The 19743-nt window shown below is 63.4% G+C and carries 17 protein-coding genes; 11 read left to right on the forward strand and 6 right to left on the reverse strand.

The genetic code is table 11. The features are described 5' to 3' along the window. Window positions 1-32 precede the first annotated feature (32 nt). A complete protein-coding gene (locus VDP74_RS13990) occupies window positions 33-3947 on the forward strand; it encodes a choice-of-anchor K domain-containing protein (RefSeq protein ID WP_323000283.1) in 3915 nt (1304 codons plus the stop codon). Window positions 3948-4204: 257 nt separating this feature from the next. Further along, window positions 4205-5215 (forward strand): DUF4351 domain-containing protein, encoded by a 1011-nt coding sequence (locus VDP74_RS13995; RefSeq protein WP_323000259.1) that lies wholly within the window; start codon window positions 4205-4207, stop codon window positions 5213-5215. 125 nt (window positions 5216-5340) lie between these two features. Here VDP74_RS13995 and VDP74_RS14000 read toward each other — a convergent pair whose 3' ends face one another. The 5 genes from VDP74_RS14000 to VDP74_RS14020 form a co-directional block, all read right to left on the reverse strand. Further along, entirely contained in the window at window positions 5341-5754 is a 414-nt protein-coding gene (locus tag VDP74_RS14000) for a VOC family protein (RefSeq protein WP_323000260.1), read from the reverse strand. Beyond that, on the reverse strand, window positions 5751-6230 hold the full coding sequence (locus VDP74_RS14005; RefSeq protein ID WP_323000261.1) for a helix-turn-helix transcriptional regulator: 480 nt from the start codon (window positions 6228-6230) through the stop codon (window positions 5751-5753). The genes VDP74_RS14000 and VDP74_RS14005 overlap by 4 nt, the downstream gene beginning before the upstream one ends. A gap of 70 nt (window positions 6231-6300) precedes the next feature. After that, entirely contained in the window at window positions 6301-6774 is a 474-nt protein-coding gene (locus VDP74_RS14010) for a hypothetical protein (protein ID WP_323000262.1), read from the reverse strand. 14 nt (window positions 6775-6788) lie between these two features. Beyond that, on the reverse strand, window positions 6789-7145 hold the full coding sequence (locus VDP74_RS14015) for a MarR family transcriptional regulator (protein ID WP_323000263.1): 357 nt from the start codon (window positions 7143-7145) through the stop codon (window positions 6789-6791). Window positions 7146-7441: 296 nt separating this feature from the next. After that, window positions 7442-8509 (reverse strand): LacI family DNA-binding transcriptional regulator, encoded by a 1068-nt coding sequence (locus VDP74_RS14020; protein WP_323000264.1) that lies wholly within the window; start codon window positions 8507-8509, stop codon window positions 7442-7444. 98 nt (window positions 8510-8607) lie between these two features. Here VDP74_RS14020 and VDP74_RS14025 point away from each other — a divergent pair, with 98 nt between their 5' ends. From VDP74_RS14025 to VDP74_RS14060, 8 genes are all read left to right on the forward strand, one after another. After that, a complete protein-coding gene (locus VDP74_RS14025; protein ID WP_323000265.1) occupies window positions 8608-9621 on the forward strand; it encodes a TRAP transporter substrate-binding protein in 1014 nt (337 codons plus the stop codon). An 84-nt stretch (window positions 9622-9705) separates the two neighbouring features. Continuing rightward, window positions 9706-10245, forward strand: coding sequence for a TRAP transporter small permease (locus tag VDP74_RS14030; protein ID WP_323000266.1), 540 nt, complete (start codon window positions 9706-9708; stop codon window positions 10243-10245). Next, complete coding sequence (locus VDP74_RS14035; RefSeq protein ID WP_323000267.1) at window positions 10245-11522, forward strand: TRAP transporter large permease; 1278 nt, start codon at window positions 10245-10247, stop codon at window positions 11520-11522. The genes VDP74_RS14030 and VDP74_RS14035 overlap by 1 nt, the downstream gene beginning before the upstream one ends. 60 nt (window positions 11523-11582) lie before the next feature. Then, window positions 11583-12122: a VOC family protein gene (locus tag VDP74_RS14040; RefSeq protein ID WP_323000268.1), complete on the forward strand. Its 540-nt coding sequence runs from the start codon at window positions 11583-11585 to the stop codon at window positions 12120-12122. A 7-nt stretch (window positions 12123-12129) separates the two neighbouring features. Further along, window positions 12130-13395: a ribulose-bisphosphate carboxylase large subunit family protein gene (locus VDP74_RS14045; protein ID WP_323000269.1), complete on the forward strand. Its 1266-nt coding sequence runs from the start codon at window positions 12130-12132 to the stop codon at window positions 13393-13395. Then, the gene (locus VDP74_RS14050; protein WP_323000270.1) at window positions 13385-14737 is read left to right on the forward strand and encodes a four-carbon acid sugar kinase family protein; all 1353 of its coding nucleotides are present in this window, start codon (window positions 13385-13387) and stop codon (window positions 14735-14737) included. The genes VDP74_RS14045 and VDP74_RS14050 overlap by 11 nt, the downstream gene beginning before the upstream one ends. Before the next feature lie 105 nt (window positions 14738-14842). After that, complete coding sequence (locus VDP74_RS14055; protein WP_323000271.1) at window positions 14843-15775, forward strand: glyoxylate/hydroxypyruvate reductase A; 933 nt, start codon at window positions 14843-14845, stop codon at window positions 15773-15775. Next, on the forward strand, window positions 15775-16506 hold the full coding sequence (locus VDP74_RS14060) for a hypothetical protein (protein ID WP_323000272.1): 732 nt from the start codon (window positions 15775-15777) through the stop codon (window positions 16504-16506). Before VDP74_RS14055 ends, VDP74_RS14060 begins: the two co-directional genes overlap by 1 nt. Here VDP74_RS14060 and VDP74_RS14065 read toward each other — a convergent pair. Next, window positions 16484-17593, reverse strand: a complete 1110-nt coding sequence (locus VDP74_RS14065) for an ADP-ribosylglycohydrolase family protein (protein ID WP_323000273.1) — start codon at window positions 17591-17593, stop codon at window positions 16484-16486. The genes VDP74_RS14060 and VDP74_RS14065 overlap by 23 nt on opposite strands. Window positions 17594-17727: 134 nt before the next feature. On the opposite strand from VDP74_RS14065, the gene VDP74_RS14070 reads away from it, so the two are divergent. Next, entirely contained in the window at window positions 17728-19707 is a 1980-nt protein-coding gene (locus VDP74_RS14070) for an acetoacetate--CoA ligase (RefSeq protein ID WP_323000274.1), read from the forward strand. Window positions 19708-19743 lie beyond the last annotated feature (36 nt).

Raw genomic sequence — 19743 nt, forward strand, 5'->3', positions numbered from 1 at the left:
AGGGTGGCAGCACGGACAGCGGCACCTTGCAGGTGACGATTGTGGACGATGTGCCCACGCTAGGCGCCTTCACTCCCGGCGAGATGCAGAACGAGGCAGGCTCGATTACTGGCTCATTCGACGTCGAGTTTGGGGCAGATGGCCCGAACTTGAGCAATCCGTTTGATATTACTGGTCCGGTGATAGAAGGGATTTCGTATACCGAGCAGGATCTTGGTGGAGGTGTCACTAAACTCACTGCGTACGTCACTGGGTCTGATCCGGTGACGGAAGTGTTTTCTCTGACTGTCGATGCGACGGGCGAGTACAAGTTTGAATTGATCACGCCAAAAGCTGCGACAACGGAGCTGATCTCGTTTGGCTCTCTGGGCGCTGGTGGGCCGGCATTCCGTGAACTGGCAGATGATCCTAATACCCCGCTGAATGAGGCTGGCCGGGTTGAGTTTCAGTCGAATGGGTCAGGCGTGAATTCCAACGGTTCCGAATTTGGTGTGGATAACCTGTTTGTTGATCAGAACGAATGGTTTGAGATGGAGTTCCATGACCCTGGTCATGTCGGAAACGATCCGGCTGCTACGGATCCGGATATATTGCAATCGATCACAATTCAGATTGCGGGTGTTAAATTTGGGCCTGTCACGATCGAATGGACAGCTACCAATCCATTGACTGGCCAGACAGACAGTGGCACGTTAGAAATTTCGTCTGCCGGTCCCATTACTATCGAACCAGACATTCCGTTCAGTGTTCTCAAAATAGAGAATATCGACGAAAGCGATAAAGCCAATTTTCAGATGAGTACGGATGTCACGCTATCTCATCTCGTCCTACCCGCTGATCAAGAATATAAATTCGACATCGTTGCACGGGATAGTGATGGGGATGTGACTTCGTCGTCCACTCTTGTGGTGGATGTGAATGCAGCACCTGTGGTTTCCGGCGCGATGGTGATGCTCTCCGAAGCCAGTCTGAACACCCTGATGACAGGGGCGCTGACGATCACCGACCCAGGCGATACGGCCGCTCATCACGTCAGCCTGCTGAAACCGCCCCAAGGCGCCTTCAAGTCGGATGGACGCCCCGTGCACTGGGAAATCTCCGATGACGGCCATACCCTGACGGGCAGCACGAAGGACACGGGTAATACTGTGGGCCATGATGTGATTACGGTCACCATCGGCGACAGCGGGAATTACACAGTCAAGCTGCTTGCCCCGATAGAACATCCGGGCCATAACCCCCAGAACGATGTCACGTCCTTCGACGTCAAGGTCAAAGTGACGGATTCGCAGGGCTCGTCGGGCACTTCCAACCTGACGATCCATATCCAAGACGACGCCCCGGCCAACAACCCCAATGCCGATAGCGATCTGGGGATCCCCGTCAGCGTCATCAGCGTGGGCGGGCTGGAATCTGGCTTCGCGAACTGGAAGCTCACGAGCAACGGCGATCTGTCAGACCAGAAGAACAACGACAGCGACCCCGGCATCGATCAGATCATCTGGGGCGACAAGAGCAAAGGATCCGGCTACGCCTTCGTGGACAACGAAGGGCTGCGGGGTTCGGACTCTGATCTTTTGGATACGACGTTCAAGCTGGGGACATTCACCCACAATAACTTTCCCGTGAATGGGGACACCCTGACTTCTGTTGATCTGCAGGTCTCCATCCATGTGACGATCGATGGCGTCGAGCATGTCGTCCAGCATACGATCAAACTCAAACATACCGAAACAAGCAATACGGGGGACGGCAATAACACACAGAGTCGCGATATTGTTGAAATCGCCAACTCCACAGCCACGCAGACTTTCACGGTAGGCGATCGGACCTATGTGCTGGACATCAAGGGTTTCCTGGATACGAACGGGAACCTGGTCTCCACGATCTATACGTGGGAAAACAAGTCGAATTCGTTTGACCTGTATGCCACGATTTCGTCTACCGACGCTCTGCCTCGGGTCGAAGGCGACCTGTTCGACCAGAATTCCGGCATCACGACGTGGCAGTACGGCGCCGATGGCGCCGGGTCGGTGACTTGGGAAAACGGGGTTGCGGGGGCCGGCGGGTCCACGGTCATCACCAATCAGTACGGTACTTTGACGGTGGGGGCCGATGGGCATTATGTGTTCGAGATGAGCCGGGCCGCCCGGGACAACTTCCAGATCGGCGATAAGGAACTGACCTACAACTACACCGTCATGGATGCTGACGGCGATACCCAGGTCGGACACATCACGATCGACCTGAGCGGGTACAAGAACATCCCGACAGTACCAACGGTCGATCATGCTGCGGACAGCACCCTGCTGGCCAACGAGGCCGGCCTGGTCACTACAGCGGATACCGGTATCGACGTGGGCAAGGATGCATCCGGCGCCACGATCGCCATCACGGGTGCGGACAAAGCTGGCTTGGGTGGCTCGCCTGTGACGGCAAGCGTCATGGTGGATGGTTCGCCGCAGACGGTCGCTCTGAAGTCCAACGGGCACACCTTGGTGTATCAACAGGATGCCGCGACGGGCAAGTTGTACGCAGTCTACCAGGACGACCCAGGACATAAGGTGTTCGAAGTCTCCGGATCGGCGGCCGATGGCACGTACTCCGTGCATATGATCGGCACACTGGATCCGGTGGTGTCGTATGTAGCCACGGTTCCGGGGACCACGGGCGAGTCGACTTTCGACTTCACTAGCAACGGTATGACCTCGCTTAGCGCCAAGGGCGTTACCTTGGCATTGTCGGCCTTCTTGGATAAGGGAGGGGATCCAGATATCAAGGATGGGTCCGGCAGTGGCCGTGATGTGGATGCGAATGTTGTGGTCAACACCAAAGATAATCGTGGCATTGGGGTCGATAATCCGAGCTGGACTAATGGGAATGGGAATGGTGCCAATAAAGATGCATATGATCGCCAGTACATCGAGAATAATTCCCAGAGTAATAGCTCCTCGGACGGCAACTATGGCGAAAAGCTGGTTCTGAGCTTCAGCACCACCACAGGCCAGCACATCACTGAAGTTGCGTTCACGTTGAATCAGTTTGGGGATCGCAGTGCGGGTTTGAGTGGCGAAGAAGATTCTGCGCACATCACGGTGTTCTATACGGATGGATCGTCACATGATGAGTCGGTGACTGCAGCGTCACGTTGGTGGAGTAGTGATTCCGACTCTGGCACGCAGAAGGTGACGATCGATGCGCCGGATGGCAAGTACATCGACCATGTGGTGATTGGCGCGGGTGACACGTCCAGCCAGTTCTCGGTGGACGAGAGCATTACCGTGCAGTGGAAGACCGATCCTTCGACGGTCACGCATCCTGTCACTCAAGGCGATCTGGCTTTGCATCTCGGCGCTACTGTCACGGATGGCAACGGTGATCACGCGTCCTCAAACTTCGATGTCTCCATCGATAATTCCTCGGCTCAAGCCAATACGCTGCATGGCACGAACGGCAATGACGCTCTGTTCGGCGGCCAGGGTGGGGATACCTTGGTGGGCGGTGCCGGCAACGATCACCTGCATGGCGGTGCTGGCAACGACTCCCTGACCGGCGGCGCGGGCGACGATGTGTTCGTGTGGAAACTGGGTGACCAGGCTGCGGCCGGGCAGCCAGCCGCAGTGGATCACGTTACGGACTTCGGGATGACAAGTGGCGGTCCGCTGGGCAAGGATACCCTTGACCTCAGCGATCTGCTGAGCGGCCATACCGATGCCAACGATCTGTCGCAGTACCTCCATATCAGCGGAGGTACGGGCGCGGATGCTGGCAGGACGATCATCAACGTCAGTACGGATGGGGATGTGGCTAATAGCCATAACCAGCAGATCGTCATCGACAACGCTGATCTGACCACTGGGCATGGCGATGTGTCGTCACCGGAAGGACAGTCTGCGCTCATCACCAGCCTTATCAACGATGGGAAATTGAAGGTGGATCAAGGCTGATCCGCTCTTTGCTTCGGTCACCGCCCGCATCCCTGATTGTTTCAGGGATGCGGGCGGTTTTTCTTCAGGGGCCGTGGAGCAGCCAAATCTGGAATGGTTCGAGCGGTAACCCGGTCGCTGAATATTTTGGATGCTACGGATTTAGGAGATGTCCTCCGGGATTGAATACTGCGAGTTTTTTATCCGTCCGTGTTTCCCAGTCTGGCAAGGCTAAGGGGATATCCTCAGAATAAGGGCTCTTCATCAGGAAGCCTGTCATGTCCGCCCGGGAAACCTTGCCATCAGCCGCCGATGATCACGACACCCCATGGAAAGAAGCGCTGGAACTCTATTTTCCTCAGGCGCTGGCGCTTTTGGTTCCCGAGCTGCATGCCATCGTCGACTGGTCCATCTCTATCATCTTCCTGGATAAAGAACTGCAAGCCGTGCGGCGGGGCGGCACACCCGCTCAGGGCCGTCGCCATGCGGATAAGCTGGTTCGGGTTCAGCTGCTTAGTGGGGATGACGCCTGGCTATTGATCCATGTCGAAGTCCAAGGTCGCTTGTCCGGCCGCGACGCCCTGCGGGTCTTCAGCTGGCGCATGCTGGAATATAAAGTCCTGATCTGTCAGCGGGAACGACGACGGGGACGCTCCTTTCTGCCGCCGCTGGTTTATAGCCTGGGCATTCTGATCGATCAGCGCATCGGCCAAAGCGGCAGGTCGCCGCTTGACACCTTGAGCTATCACGATGATTTTCTGGGCCAAAAGACCCAATTCACCTTTCCGATTGTAGAATTGGAAGGATGGCGCGCCCGCTGGGCTGAATTGGACGCCTTGGCGCCGGCGAACCCTTTTGCCGTGCTGGTGATGGCGCAGTTGCAGGCATCTGGTCATCCAGACAAAACTACGCGGCTGGCGCCGTTGTTGGATCTAAGGCGGCGTTTGTATGGCTATGGCTACCAGCGGGATCAGATTGGCCCCCTGCTACGACTGGTTGAATGGATGATCCGCCTGCCGCCCGAATTGGAAGCGGATTATCTGCTGGCTGCCCAGCAGTTGGAACAGGAGCACAAGATGAGCTATGTCACGATTGCCGAACGTCACGGGATAGCGAAAGGTGAACAGAAAGGACAGGCGGATTTGCTGCTGCGCCAGGTCCAGCGCCGCTTTGGCCCCATATCTGACGATCTTACCCAGCGCATCCGCAAGGCAAAGGCATTGCAACTGGAAACTTGGTCGCTGAATATTTTGGATGCTACGGATTTGGACGATGTCTTCCGGGATTGAGAATATGACATGCAGACGTCAGCCCCCCCGTCAAATAGATATCGCTTGATAGAGGTTCGGGGCCAGTTTCATCAGCGACACCGGTACTCCCCCCGGTGCCGTTGACCTGGATACGAAGTGGGCGATTACGGCTTTGCCCTGGCCTCGATCATTTTCCATCCATTGCCGGATGGGTCACGAAAGCCCGCATCCACGGCGCCGTAGCGATCGACGGGTTCCTGCGTGAATTCCACGCCGCGCCCGCTCAATTGTTCATAGGCGGCGCGGCAGTCATCGACCACGAGCACCAGCGGGGGCATGGCGCCCTTGGCCACGACTTCGGACAGGGTCTGCGCAGTCGCTGCGTCGTGTACCGGCGGGCCCGGCTTGAAGAGGCCGAGCTGAAATGAGGCTTGCTCCGGGTGCTGTACGGTGAGCCAGCGGTAATCACCGTTGCGAACGTCCGTGTGCACACGAAAACCCAGCTTCTCGACGTAGAACGCGAGCGCTTCGTCCTGATCGCGCACGTACAGGCCGACTACATCCACACCTTGAGTCATAATTGATCCTCCGTTGATTGGACCTCCATTCTCTCGGATGTCTTTTCCCGTCGCTTCTCCGAAACTGCGGTCTTGAGGTCTGGCCGGAGGGCGGCGCGCACGACGCATTCAGGCACGTGCTCCCGCTCATGCAGGGCCGACCGTGCGCGTGCCCGAAGCCTTCCCGGGTTCTCGCCCTTGATGTCGCGGAAGATGCGCCCAAAGGTGCCAAGGCTCTTCCAGCCGGTCTGGAACGCGATCTCTGTAATAGGCATATCGGTGTCGCGCAGCAGCGCAACCGCGCGCTCGATGCGGCGTGTCAGCAGGTAGCGGTGCGGGGGGATGCCGAAGGCTTCCTTGAACGAGCGCGCGAAGTGTGCAGCGGACACGGCGCTGACTTGCGCGAGCCGGCGGATGGGCCATTCCTCGTGGGACGCCCCATCCATTCGATCCTTGGCGCGCAGCAGCCGCCGCAATAGCTCAGGGCTCTGGGTCATGTGTCCTCGCGTCCAACGCTGGAGTATGCATACGAGCCATGGGCGCCTTTTTGTCAGTGTCCGGGTAGTGTCAAGCTTGATCCACCAAAAGCCCGCTCCGGATCTCCGTCAATATCCGGCAGAATTCCGCCGCCGGAATCGACGTCAGCGCGGGTTCGGCGCCTTCGCCTGTCTGGTGCAGGATGTCCAGTCCCTGCGTCGATCGCAGCACGTGGCGCAAGCCCTGGTTCTGCTCGAATTTCGCCCGCAGGGCGCGTTCCACCAGTTGATGGTGGGCTGTCGTGCCGAAAGCGATCGGCGTGGGCCCCCAGTACACATGGACCTTGTCCGCCCCCTGGCCGCATTCCTTCGCCTGCCAGGCGGTGGATGCGAAGGCCCGGGCGCGCGCGGGATGGCCTTCCGGGAATTTGATGCCCTGGATGAAGCCTTCGATGGACGCCAGCAACACGCCGTCCAGCAGGAACGGCGACAGGCTGAAGTTCGATAGCGCCACGCCACGCCAGTCGTCGGACGTATAGGCCACGTTGATGGTCTGGTTTGCCATTGAAGAACTCTGCGTCAAAACGGCATCTCCAGAGAGATGCCGGAGTAATTCGCTCTGGGGGCCAATTGCCGTCCGGCCCCCTTTTCAAAGTGAATCAATCCGTACTGTTCCATCGTGCGTAATGTCCGCGAAAGATTGGATTTTGCCCGGCCGGTTTTGATAGCCAGTTCGTTGACCGATTGTGGTTTGGTATCGGCAATCAGTGCAAGCAATGCCCGGTTCTTATCCGACAGGACTTGGGACAGGCTTTCGATGGACTGGAACCAGACCTTGGGATCGCCGGGGCCGGGCCTGTATTCACCTCGAGCTATTGCAAGTGTTCGGGCCTTGTATTGCTCCAGTGAGGCGATACCGACTTTCAGCATCTTCATGTCAGGGGCTCCTCTCTTGCAATGCTCGTTCGACCTCTTGCCAGAAATCGCTTAGTAAAGTGGACGCATCTGCGTACAGGTAGAAGCGGATGCATTCACCTTTGTGTTGGTGATCGTATTCGATCCGCGTCTGCGCACCTGGGCCAGCGCCCTTTTTGATTCGCCGTCCAGCAGAAGCAATGTGTCCAGACTCGGGTCTTTCACCATGTCGTTCCATGTTATCACTGGGTAATAACTAACTCAACCTGGTTGGTATTGTCCGAATCGTGTCGAATCTTTCCTAGCTGAAGAATCTATCAGGGCAGATTCTCGCTGAACACCACGCTGATCTGCATCGGCTCGATGCCCGCCATGGGTTCGCGCCCGGCGCGGACGTTGGCGAAGATGCGCACGGTCGACAGGATGGTCGACTGCAGGTTCTGGTTCAGCAGGGCGTCCATGGTGCCGTCGATCAGCAGGCTGCGGGTGTCGGGGGTCAGGCCGTGGCCGATGAAGACGATGTCCTGGTCGCGGCGGGCGTCTTTCAGGGCCTTGCCCACACCGTCGGATGCGCCGCCGATGTTGTAGATGCCGGCCAGGTCCGGGTGCTGGTCCAGCAGCTGGCGCGCCTGGCGGTAGTTGGTGTCCGCGTCGTCGTGGCCTTCCTTCAGGCCGACCACCTGCAAGGCCGGGAATTTTTCATACAGCACATCCTGGAAACCCATTTCGCGTTCTTCGTGGCCGCGATAGTGGCGGCTGCCGGCGATCATGGCGATGCGCCCCTGGCGCTGCCCGATGAAGCGCCCCATCAGCAGGCCGGCGCTGCGGCCGGCGGCCCGGTTGTCCAGCCCGACGTAGGCCGCGCGGGCCGACCGCGACAGATCGGAGATCAGGGTGATGGTATGCACGCCCTGTTCGGCCAGCTGGTTGACGGCTTCGCGCACCACCGGGTGTTCCAGCGCCATGAAGGCGATGCCGTCGGCGCGTTTGCCTTCACGCAGCAGGGTCTCGGCCAGGATATGGGGGTCGAAGCCTTCGACGAAGCGGCTGCGGCACTGCACGTTGAACGGATCGGTATGGTCGTGCGCGGCGCCGGCATAATCCCCCAGCATGTTCAGGTAGCGATTGGTGCCGGCCGGCAACAGGAACAGCAGGCGCATGGGGTGGGGCTGCAGCGCCCGGTACAGGTCTGCCTGCGGCAGGTAGCGCAGGTCGGCGGCCGCCTGGAAGACCGCCTGCACGGTGGCTGCGCGCACACCCGGGCGCTGGTTCAGGACGCGATCGACCGTGGCGGTGGAAACCCCGGCCGCCTGGGCGATGTCGCGGATGCCGGCGCGCCGGCGCAGGGATGATGGTGGATGATCATTCACATCAAAATCAATCAAAATAAGTAATTGACCGGAAACATCATATATTGAACACTACGCATCATACAAGACAAAGATCCTGATCAACACATCAAATCCAATCACGGAGACATCATATGAAAGCTGCTTCTCTTTTGCTTCGCCACGGCCTGGCCGGGGCGCTCCTGGCCGCCGGCCTGGGGCTGGCGGTGGGCCAGGCCACGGCCGCTTCGCTGACCCTGCGCTATGGGCACATGAATTCCCCCAACAGTGTGGCGGGGCTGCAGGCCCAGATGTTCGCCGACAAGGTCAAGGAATACACCCAGGGTGAAGTCGTCATCCAGGTGTACCCGTCCTCGCAACTGGGCAAACTGCAGGAACTGGCCGAGGCCACCTCCACGGGCGTGATCGCGCTGTCCCACAACACGGCGGGCGGCATTGGCGCCCTGTACGAACCGGTGGCCGCACTGGACACCCCTTATCTGTACCGGGACGTCGACCACCTGATGAAGGTCACCGACATCAGTTCGCCGGTGATGCAGGAACTGAACAAAGGCCTGATCGAGTCGGCGGGTGTGCGCGTCCTGTACGCCTATGATTTCGGTACCCGGGAACTGACCGCGAACAAGGCCGTGCGCACGCCGGCAGACCTGGCGGGGGTGAAGATCCGGTCCCTGCCGTTTCCGATCTACATGACGGCAGTCGAAGCCCTGGGCGCCGTCCCCGTGCCGGTGGACTGGTCGGAAGTCCCCACGGCGCTGGCTACGGGCCAGGTGTCGGGCCAGGAAAACCCGGTCGACGTGGTGCTGTCCAACAAACTCTATGAATCGCAGTCGCACCTGATGCGCACGGGGCACATCACCAACCCCGAACTCATCATCATGAACGACCGCACCTGGAAGAAACTCAGCGATGCGCAGCGGGCCGCCTTCACGCGCGCGGCCGAGGAAACCCGCGCCAAGGCCACCGAAATGGTGCTGTCCCAGGAATCGGATCAGTTGGCCAAGTTGAAAGAACTGGGCATGAAGATCATCGGCCCTGAAGATGGCCTGGACCTGAAGGTATTCCAGGACCGCACGCACAAACTGGTGCAGGAACGCTTCGGCGCGAAATACGGCGAGCTCTACCAGAAGATCGCCGCCATCCGGTAAACCGGTCCGTCCGGCTGCATTCCTCATCGTCAGTCCCTATGCCGCCGCGCCGCTTCACGCGGCGCGGCGCGGAGTCCCCACATCATGTCTTCCACCTTGACCCACCCGGATGGGCCACCGCCGGGCCGCCTGGCATCGCTGCTGTCGGGCGTCTGTCGCGGATTCGAGCGGCTGGCCATCGTCATGTTGCTGTTGACGACTTTCCTGGTCGTGCTACAGGTCGTTGCCCGGAACGTCTGGCAGGTGGGCCTGCCCTGGGCCGATGAACTGGCCCGCTACGGCGGGTTGGGGATCGTGTATCTGGCCATTCCGCTGCTGTTGCTAAACGGCGGTCATATCGCCGTGGACATCGTCAGTTCGCGGCTGAAGGGGCGCGCCGGCCGGGTGCTGGCCGTCGTCAACGAGATCCTGATCCTGGCGTTCTGCGGTCTGTTCCTGCACGGCAGCTATCTGTTCCTGTTGAAAGCCGGAAAATTCGCGACGCCGGCGCTGCGCATGCCCAATCTGCTGTTCTATCTGCCGGTGGTGCTGGGGATGCTGCTGTTCACGTTGGTTGCAGCCCTGCGCCTGGTCCGCGCCATCCGGCCCGCAGCAGATCATGATCAACAGGAGACGCCGTCATGATGAGCCTGACGATTCTGATCCTGTTCCTGGTGATCATGTTGATGGGTGTGCCTATCGCGGTCGCCATGGGGATGTCGGCGGGCATTGTGCTGTGGTGGTTCGACCTGCCGCTGTCGGTGCTGGCGCAGCGCATGGTCAATGCGCTGGATTCCACGCCTCTGCTGGCGGTGCCGATGTTCATTTTCGCGGCCTGCCTGTTCAATGCCTCGGGCATCACCGACAGCCTGTTCACGCTGGTGCGCATGCTGGTTGGGCGCATTCGGGGCGGCCTGGGGCATGTGTCGGTGCTGACCAGCCTGATCTTTTCCGGAATGTCAGGCGCCGCGCTGGCCGACATCGGCGCACTGGGCGGCACCCAGATGCGCCTGATGCGCGAACAGGGGTACAAGCCCGAATTCGCCGCCGGCATCACGATGGCGGCGGCCACGATCGGGCCGATCTTCCCGCCCAGCATTCCGCTGATCATCTTCGCCTCGGCGGCGGAAGTCTCCGCCGTGAAACTGCTCCTGGCCGGCGTCGTGCCGGGATTGATCATCACGGCCTTGCTGATGGTGCAGATCGCGGTCATGGCCAGGCGCCAGAACCTGCCCCGCGACACCATCACCATCAATGCGCGGGTGCTGTTGCGCCAGGCCCTGGTGGCGTTCCCGGCGCTGTGTGCGCCCCTGGTGCTGATCGGCGGCCTGGTCAGCGGCCTGTTCGGACCGACCGAGGTCGCCGGGGTGACGGTGGTCTATGCGCTGTTCCTGGGTTTCGCCGTCTATCGCCAGCTGACGTTTCGCGGCGTCTGGGATGCGGCCCGGGAAACCGTCCGGGCGACGGCCAGCGTGCTGTTCATCGTGGGCGCGGCGGCCCTGTTCGCCTGGGTGCTGACCATCGATCAGGTGCCCATGCTGGCGACGGAATTTTTCCTGAACTTGTCCAGCAGCCCGTTCGTCCTGCTGATGATCGTCAACGTGCTGCTGCTGGTGGTGGGCATGTTCATGGAGTCGATCGCCGCCATCCTGATCCTGGCGCCGATCCTGACGCCGGCGCTGCTGGCGGCTGGCGTGGACCCCGTGCAACTGGGCGTCGTCGTGGTGCTGAACCTGATGATCGGCCTGCTGACGCCGCCGGTGGGCATGAGCCTGTACATGGTCAGCATCATGGCCCGCATGCCCTTGCATCGCGTGATCGCGGGGGCCATGCCGTTTTTCATTCCGCTGTTGCTGTCGCTGCTGGTCGTCACGCTGGTGCCGGCAGTGTCCACATGGTTCCCGAGCCTGTTCCTTCGGTGAGATACAGATGAATGTCGTCCCGCGCAGCAAGCCCGGGACGCAAGATGAGGAGTTCAAGCAATGAGTCGTTTCTTCGGAGAAATCCGCCAACTGGGCTATGTCGTCAAGGATATCGAGGCGGCGATGGACTACTGGAGCAGCACCCTGGGCGTCGGCCCCTGGTATTACAACCCCAAGGTTCCCATCCAGAATTACCGGTATCGGGGACAGGCCTACGAGCCCCATAATTCGGTGGCCCTGGCCAATTCGGGCGACGTGCAGGTCGAACTGATCCAGACCCGCAACGACGTGCCGTCCATGTACCGGGATTTCCAGCAGGCCGGGCGCGAAGGCCTGCAGCACGTGGCGTACTGGACCCGCACGTACGATGCGGACCTGGAACGCCTGCTGGCGCAGGGCTTCAAGCCCGTCATGGGCGGCGAGGTCGGCGAGAACGGCCGCTTTATCTATTTCGACACCGAATACCACCCGGGCACGGTGATCGAATTGTCCGAGGTCCAGGGCCCCAAGGGCGCGCTGTTCGACCTGATCCGCCAGGCGGCCGAAGGCTGGGACGGGCGCGACCCCATCCGGCCATTCCCGGATCTGAACACGCTGTGAGCCGGCCATGGACGATCTCCACTACGAAGCCGACTATCTGATCGAGACCCCGCTGGACCCGAACCTCGTCGCGCAGGTGATGGCGGGCGAGCAGTCCTGCGGCACCTTCACGCGGGTGGCGGGCGAGACCGACGAACTGCGCAGCCGCGCCCGCGCCGAAGTGCTGGACGTGACGGTCCTGGGCCGGGCGCTGGAGCCGGCCTTGCCCAATGCGTTTCTGTCCCGCCGGCAGGTGGCGGGGCCCTGGACTCAGGCCCGGGTACGGATCCGTTTCCCCGTGGTGAATGTAGGTGCGAACCTGCCCACCTTGTATGCGACGGTGGCGGGCAATCTCTACGATCTGGGCGAAGTCACGGGCATGCGGCTGGACGCCCTGCGCCTGCCCGCCGCCTATCGGGCGCAGTTCGATTTCCCGAGCCACGGCGTGCGCGGCACGCGGGCCGTCACCGGGGTGGGGCAGGGGGCCTTGATCGGCACTATCGTCAAACCCAATGTCGGCCTGTCGGCGCGGCAGACGGCGGATCTGGTGGCCGACCTGTGCGAAGCCGGTGTGGATTTCATCAAGGATGACGAGATCTGCGCCAACCCCGCGCATGCGCCCTTGGCGGAGCGCGTGCCGGCCGTGATGGCAGCGGTGCGCGATTACCGAGAGCGCACTGGGCGCACGGTGATGGTGGCTTTCAACATCAGCGACGACCTGGACGCCATGCGCCGCCACGCCGACCTGGTGCGCCGCGAAGAAGGGTCCTGCGTGATGGTCAGCCTCAATAGCTGCGGCTTTGCCGCCGTGCAAAGCCTGCGCCGCAGCACGCCCCTGGCCATCCACGGTCATCGCAACGGCTTTGGTTCCATGTCGCGCCACCCCCTGCTGGGCATTTCGTTCCAGGCGTACCAGACCTTGTGGCGCCTGGCCGGCGTGGATCACATGCACGTGCATGGTCTGCAGGGCAAGTTCGCCCAGACCGACGGCGAGGTCGTCGAATCCGCCCGGGCCTGCCTGGCGCCGCTGGCGGCGGGGCGGGACGATGCCGTCATGCCGGCGTTTTCCTCCGGGCAGTGGGCGGGGACCGTCCCGGCCACGTATCAGGCGGTGGGCGAGGATCTGCTGTTCATGTCGGGGGGCGGGATCCTGGCGCACCCCGATGGCCCGGCGGCCGGCGTGCGCAGTCTGCGCCAGGCCTGGGAGGCCGCCCGCAGCGGCGTCGCCCTGGCGGAATTTGCCGCGCAGGCGCAGGAGCTGCACCGGGCGCTGGAGTTCTTCGGTGGTCGTTGAAGCGCACGCCGACGCTGCCGGGCCGGACCTGAAGCTGGTCTTCTACGCGGACGACTTCACCGGGGCGACCGATACGCTGGCCACGGTGGCGCGGGCGGGGTTGCGGGCGACGCTGTTCCTGCGCTTGCCGACAGCCGCGCAGCGGGCAGCCATCGGCCCCCAGGATTGCCTGGGTATCGCGGGCGCATCCCGATCCATGACGCGCCGGCAGCTGCAGGCGGAACTGGGCCGGGTGGCGGATCACATCGCGCCGTGGTGCCCGCCCGTGGTGCATTACAAGACCTGCTCCACCTTCGACAGCAGCCCGTCCGTGGGCAATATCGGGTTGGCCGCGCATGTGCTGCGGGATCGCCTGCCGGTGGGGCCGTTCGTGCCCATCGTCGGCGGGCAGCCCAATCTGGGCCGGTATTGCGTGTTCGGCAATCTGTTTGCAGCTTTCCAGGTGGGGGGCGAGGTCTTTCGCCTGGATCGGCATCCGACCATGAGCCGCCATCCCGTGACGCCGATGGACGAGTCCGATCTGCGTCGCCATCTGGCCCGCCAGGGGCTGAAGGCAGTGGCCAGCATCGCCTATCCGGCCTATGACGGCGCGCCGGATCAACTGGATGCGCAGTGGGCGGCCGCGCTGGAAGCCGGCCCCGATGGTGTCCTGCTGGACGTCGCCACGCCCGCGCATCTGGCGGTGATTGGCCGTTTGCTGTGGCAGCAGGCGCGCCGCCAGCCCATGCTGGCCGTGGGACCCAGCAGCGTCGAACAGGCGCTGCTGACACAGTGGGTGACGGCCGATCACCAGGCGGCCGCGCAGGCGCGGGAACAGGACACCTTGGATACAGAGCGGCGGGATGGCCCGGTGCTGGTGTTTTCCGGCAGTCTGTCGCCGCGCACGGCCCGGCAGGTCCAGGCAGCGCGTTCGTACGAGCGGATTCCCGTCGCGGTCGGCGATCTGCTGGATGGCGCCTCGGGCGGTCGTGCCGCCGCCCAGGCGCGGATTGTGCAGTCATTGAACGCTGGCCGCCATGTGCTGGCGCACTGGGTGGATCGTTGCGCATCGTCGGCGGTGCCTCGCCTGGATCCGGCCCAGCTGGCCCGGGCCGGGGCAGGGCTGGCGGCCGATGTGCTGCGCAGGGTCCGTCCGGGGCGTCTTGGCCTGTCGGGCGGCGACACGTCCAGCCATTGCGTGCAGGCGCTGGATGCCTGGGCGCTGACCTACCGGCGGACGCTGGAACCCGGTGTGGCGCTGTGTCGGCTGCATGCGGATGATGCCCGCCTGGACGGGCTGCCGCTGATGCTGAAAGGCGGGCAGATGGGCTCCGACGACATCTTCGAGCGGCTGCTGGCCTGATGCCGGGTCCTTCGGGGCGCTGTGCTACAGTCCCCAGGTCATTCACCACTGTTGGTTCAGCGCGGGGCGGCACGTCGGGCAGCCCCTCAGCCTGGCGGCCCGCTCATGGAAATCGTCTTCGCCTCCCGTCACGAATCGAATCCGCTGGAATGGGTCCGCGCCCTGCGGCAGGCCTTGCCGGAACACAGCGTGCGCCTGTGGGACGATGATTCGTCGCCGCAGGGGCGGGCGGATGCCGCCGTCGTGTGGGCGCCGCCGGCCGAATTGTTCGCTCGCGAGCCCCGGCTGACGCATCTCTTCAATCTGGGGGCCGGGGTGGACGCCCTGCTGCAGATGCCGGGCCTGTCGGACGACATCACGCTGGTGCGCATGGAAGACGGCGGCATGGCCGTGCAGATGGCGGAATACGTCCTGCACTACCTGGTCCGTGAATCCCGCGACCTGGGCCGCTATGCCGGCCTGCAGGCGCAGGCTTGCTGGCAGCCGCTGGACGACATCGACCGGGGTGCCTGGACAGTCGGCGTCATGGGGGGCGGCGTGATGGGGGCGCGAGTCGCGCAGGCCTGCGCCGCGCTGGACTATCCCGTGGCCGTCTGGTCGCGCAGCGGCCGCCCGGTGGCGGGTGCGCAGGCCTTCGGGCAGGATGGCCTGGCGGATTTTCTGGCCCGGACCCGGGTGCTGGTCAACGTGCTGCCGCTGACGGCGGACACGCGCGGCATCCTGTCGCGTGCCGTGTTCGAACAATTGCGGCCCGATGCCTATCTGATCAATATCGCCCGGGGGGACCATCTGGTCGAAGCCGACCTGCTGGCCTGCCTGGACAGCGGGCGCCTGCGTGGCGCAGCGCTGGACGTCTTTTCCCGCGAGCCCCTGCCGCCCGATCATCCATTCTGGTCGGATCTGCGCATCCAGGTGACGCCGCACGTGGCGGGGGCCAGCCTGATGGGGCTGACCGTGCAGCAGATCGCCGGCAAGGTCCGGGCCGTGGTTCGGGGGGAACCCATCACCGGCGTCGTGGACCGGGCGCGGCAGTACTGATGGCCATGGCGGGTGCCGGTTGCAGGGCGGTTCGCGGGGTGCTGGGCGCTGTCCTGGCGCTGCTGCTGTCGGCCTGCGCAGCGCCGCCCGTCGAGGGACTGCAGGGTGAATCGTTTTCCGCCGATCAACTGACGCAGAGCGACATCAATCGCGTCCAGACGCTGGCCATGCGAGACAATCTGGACAGCCTGGTCCGTTTGCTGGAAAAGCTGTACCGCCGCAACCCCGGAGAATGGCGCAAGGCCGGTTTCACCGACCTGAAATCCGCGCTGTCCCAGGGCGACGCGCGCATCCGCACCGGAGAAGTACCCAAGGAACTGGACGGCCTGCGCGACATCGAGGTCCTGTCCGTGGCGATGGACCCGCGCTATCCCGGCGACCGGGCGGCGGCCTTCGTGCTGGGGCTGTCCAACATGATCATCGCGGCGCATGGCGGGCGCACGCGCTTTCACGTGACGGATTCGGTGGATGCCCGCCATGTCTTCAATGCGGCCCGCAACGTGGAGATCGCGGCCTGGATGCTGGCCAGCCGGCGCGATGCCCAGGGCCGGCCGTTGCTGCTGTCCAATGAATTGGGCGACGGCGTGGCCAATCTGAGTTTCGAGCGCGAATTCGGCCGCATGATCGCCCGGCTGGACCTGGTTGCCGAATTGCAGGACGAAAGCGTCCGGCGCATCGGCATCAATTACCTGCAGGGGCTGCTGTTCTTCAATTTCCTGCCGGTGCGTTGACGCTGCCGGCCGTCTGGCGCGCCAGTTGTTGCGCCCAGGCCAGCCGCTGGTCGCCATGTTCCAGGCCTTTCAGGAAGCGGTCGGGGATGGCCTGGATGCCGCCGATCGCCCCGGCCAGCGCCCCGGTCAGGATGGCTCGGGCCTGATTCTGGCCGCCGCCGTTGACGGCATGCAGCACGGCGGACTCGAAATCCCCCTGGAAACGGCCCGCCAGATAGTAGGCGGCGGGGAACTGATGGTAGACCGCGCAGGGCATGCCGTAGACCAGCGAGGCCTTCCAGGCCGGCTCGATGCGGATGTCGGGATCGGTGGCTGCCCGCAGGATGCCGGATGTGGTCAGCAGGGCGTCGGGCGAAGGAAACTGGCCTGCCTGCCGGGGGGCTTCGGGGCCCGGCGGCGGGGTCTGTTCCCCGGTGGACGTGACCGCGTGAAAGGGCAGGGACCCCTCGTGCACCATCGCCATCAGGCGATCGGAGGTCTGCGCGTCCAGCGGTTCGCCGCGCACCAGGCTGCCCAGCACGCAACCGTAGGCCACGGTCATGGCCATCACCGTGGTGTCGTGCTGGGTCAGCAGCGTGTTGGCGGACACCTGTCGCGCCAGTTCGGCCGGCTGCAGCGCGTAGCGGATGGCCAGCGCCAGGATGCGTTCGGCGGCCTCGGTGGTGTCGGCCAGGCCCGAGACCTGGCCCCAGGGGCGATGTTCGCGCACCCGCAGCCGCCAGGTTTCGCGGATCGACTGGCTGGTGTAGCCGCCCGGCCCGTTCATGGGCGTGCCGTCCAGTTGGGGGAACAGGTCCTGGTCCATCCGCCGGCAGAAGTCGGCTTCGTCGTAGCGCCCGCGTTCGGTCAGGGACTGTGTGAGCAGGTCCAGGATGATGCCGGCCTGCGAGGACTGTCCGGCCTTGAGGCCGCCGTGGTAGCGGTCAGGGCGCGGATCGGTGTAGTCCGTGATCCAGGCGCCGTAGTCGCGGCGCAGCGCATCCAGATCGTAGTACCAGTGCGGCCCCAGGGCCAGGGCGTCGCCGATGTAGGCGCCCATGAGCGCGCCCTGGGCGCGTTGTTCCAATGTGATGTCTGCGTGTGTCATGCCAGGTTCCAGGCCGGTGTGCGATCGGTCCAGTATGCGGCGGGCGGGGCGGCCAATGCAAGCCGGGCGGTGCCGCGACACGAGGCATAAGGGTATAAGCTAGTGCGATCAAAAATAATCCGAGGAGACTTTCAGTGAGCAGCCCCAGCAGTCCTGATACCCAGCCCTTGTGGACGCCCGGTGCCGGGCGCATTGCCCAGGCCCGCATCACGGATTACCAGCAGTGGCTGCAGGCTCGCAAGGGCAAGTCCTTTCAGGATTACCCCGCCTTGTGGCAGTGGTCTGTCGATCACCTGGAAGACTTCTATGAATCGATCTGGGAATATTTCGATCTGCGCAGTTCGGCGCCTTACAGCCGGGTGCTGGATCGCCGCGCGATGCCCGGGGCGCGATGGTTCGAGGGCGCCCGCCTGAATCTGGCCGAGCAGGTCTTCCGTTTTCACCCGGACGAGCCCGACCGACCTGCCATCGTGTCGCGTTCCGAAATCCGGCCGATGCAGTCCCTGGGGTGGGGCGCCTTGCGCGCCCAGGTGGCCGCCGCCGCCCAGGGGCTGCGTGCCCTGGGGGTGGGGCCGGGCGACCGGGTCGTGGCCTATCTGCCCAATCTGCCCGAGACCCTGGTGGCCTTTCTGGCCGTCTCCAGCCTGGGGGCGATCTGGTCCAGCTGTTCACCCGACATGGGCACCCGCAGCGTGCTCGATCGCTTTCGTCAGATCGACCCGAAAGTCATGCTGGCGGTCGATGGCTATCGCTACAGCGGCAAGGACTTCGATCGCCTGCCGGTAGTGGCGGGGCTGCGCGATGCGCTGCCCACGCTGGGCACGGTCGTGCTGCTGCCCTATCTGGATCCGCAGGCCCGGCTGGACGGCACCCTGTCCTGGGATGAGCTGCTGGCGCAGCCGGCCGCGCCCATGCAGTTTGAACAGGTGGCCTTCGATCATCCGCTTTGGGTGGTGTATTCCTCTGGCACCACGGGCCTGCCCAAGCCCATCGTGCACGGCCACGGCGGCGTGCTGCTGAAAGGCCTGCAGGACCTGGCCCTGCAGATGGACATCGGCCCGCAGGATCGCTTCATGTGGTTCACCACCACGGGCTGGATCATGTGGAACATCCAGATGATGGGCCTGCTGGCGGGGGCCACGGTCTGCCTGTACGACGGCAATCCCGGCCATCCGGACCTGAACACGCTGTGGGATTTCGCGGACCAGGCCGGTGTGACGTTCTTCGGGGCGGGGGCCGCGTATTTCCTGGCCTGCCGCAAGGCCGGCGTCGAACCGGGAAAGCACGTGCATCCGGGCGTGCTGAAGACCATCGGGTCCACCGGCTCGCCGCTGTCCGACGACGGCTACCGCTGGCTGATGCAGCAGTTCCCGGACGTGCTGGTGGCGGCGCTCAGCGGCGGCACTGACGTCGCGGCCGCCTATGTCGGGCCGTGCCCCGTGCTGCCCGTCCATGCCGGCGAGATGCAGTGCCGCTATCTGGGGACGGCCGTGCGCGCCTATGACGATGCCGGCCAGTCTCTGGAAGACGCGGTGGGCGAACTGGTGGTCACGGAACCCATGCCCTGCATGCCGCTGCGTTTCTGGAACGACCCGGACGGCATCCGCTATCACGACAGCTACTTCGGCGTCTATCCCGGCATCTGGCGCCACGGCGACTGGATCCGCATCACGCCGCGCGGCGGGGCCATCATCTACGGCCGCTCGGACACCACCATCAACCGCCACGGGATCCGCATGGGAACGGCCGAGATCTACCGCGTCCTGGAGGCCTTTCCCGAAGTGCTGGACTGCATGGTGGTCGATCTGGAATACCTGGGGCGGGAATCCTACATGCCGCTGTTCGTGGTGTTGCGCGATGGCCAGGCCCTGACCGACGATCTGGCCGCGCGGATGAAGGCCGCCATCCGCGAGAACCTGTCGGCTCGTCACGTGCCCGATGACATCCTGGTCGCCCCGGCGATTCCACGCACCCTGAGCGGCAAGAAAATGGAATTGCCCGTCAAGCGGCTGCTGCTGGGCGAGCCGATGGACAAGGTCATCAATCCGGACGCCATGAGCAATCCCGATTGCCTGCCCTGGTACCTGGAACAGGGCGCGCGTCGCCGTCCATGACGGTGCGCGGCCCTGTGCTACAGTGGCCGCCGATTT

Source organism: Castellaniella sp. (genome assembly GCF_034674885.1).
Lineage (GTDB): Bacteria > Pseudomonadota > Gammaproteobacteria > Burkholderiales > Burkholderiaceae_B > Castellaniella.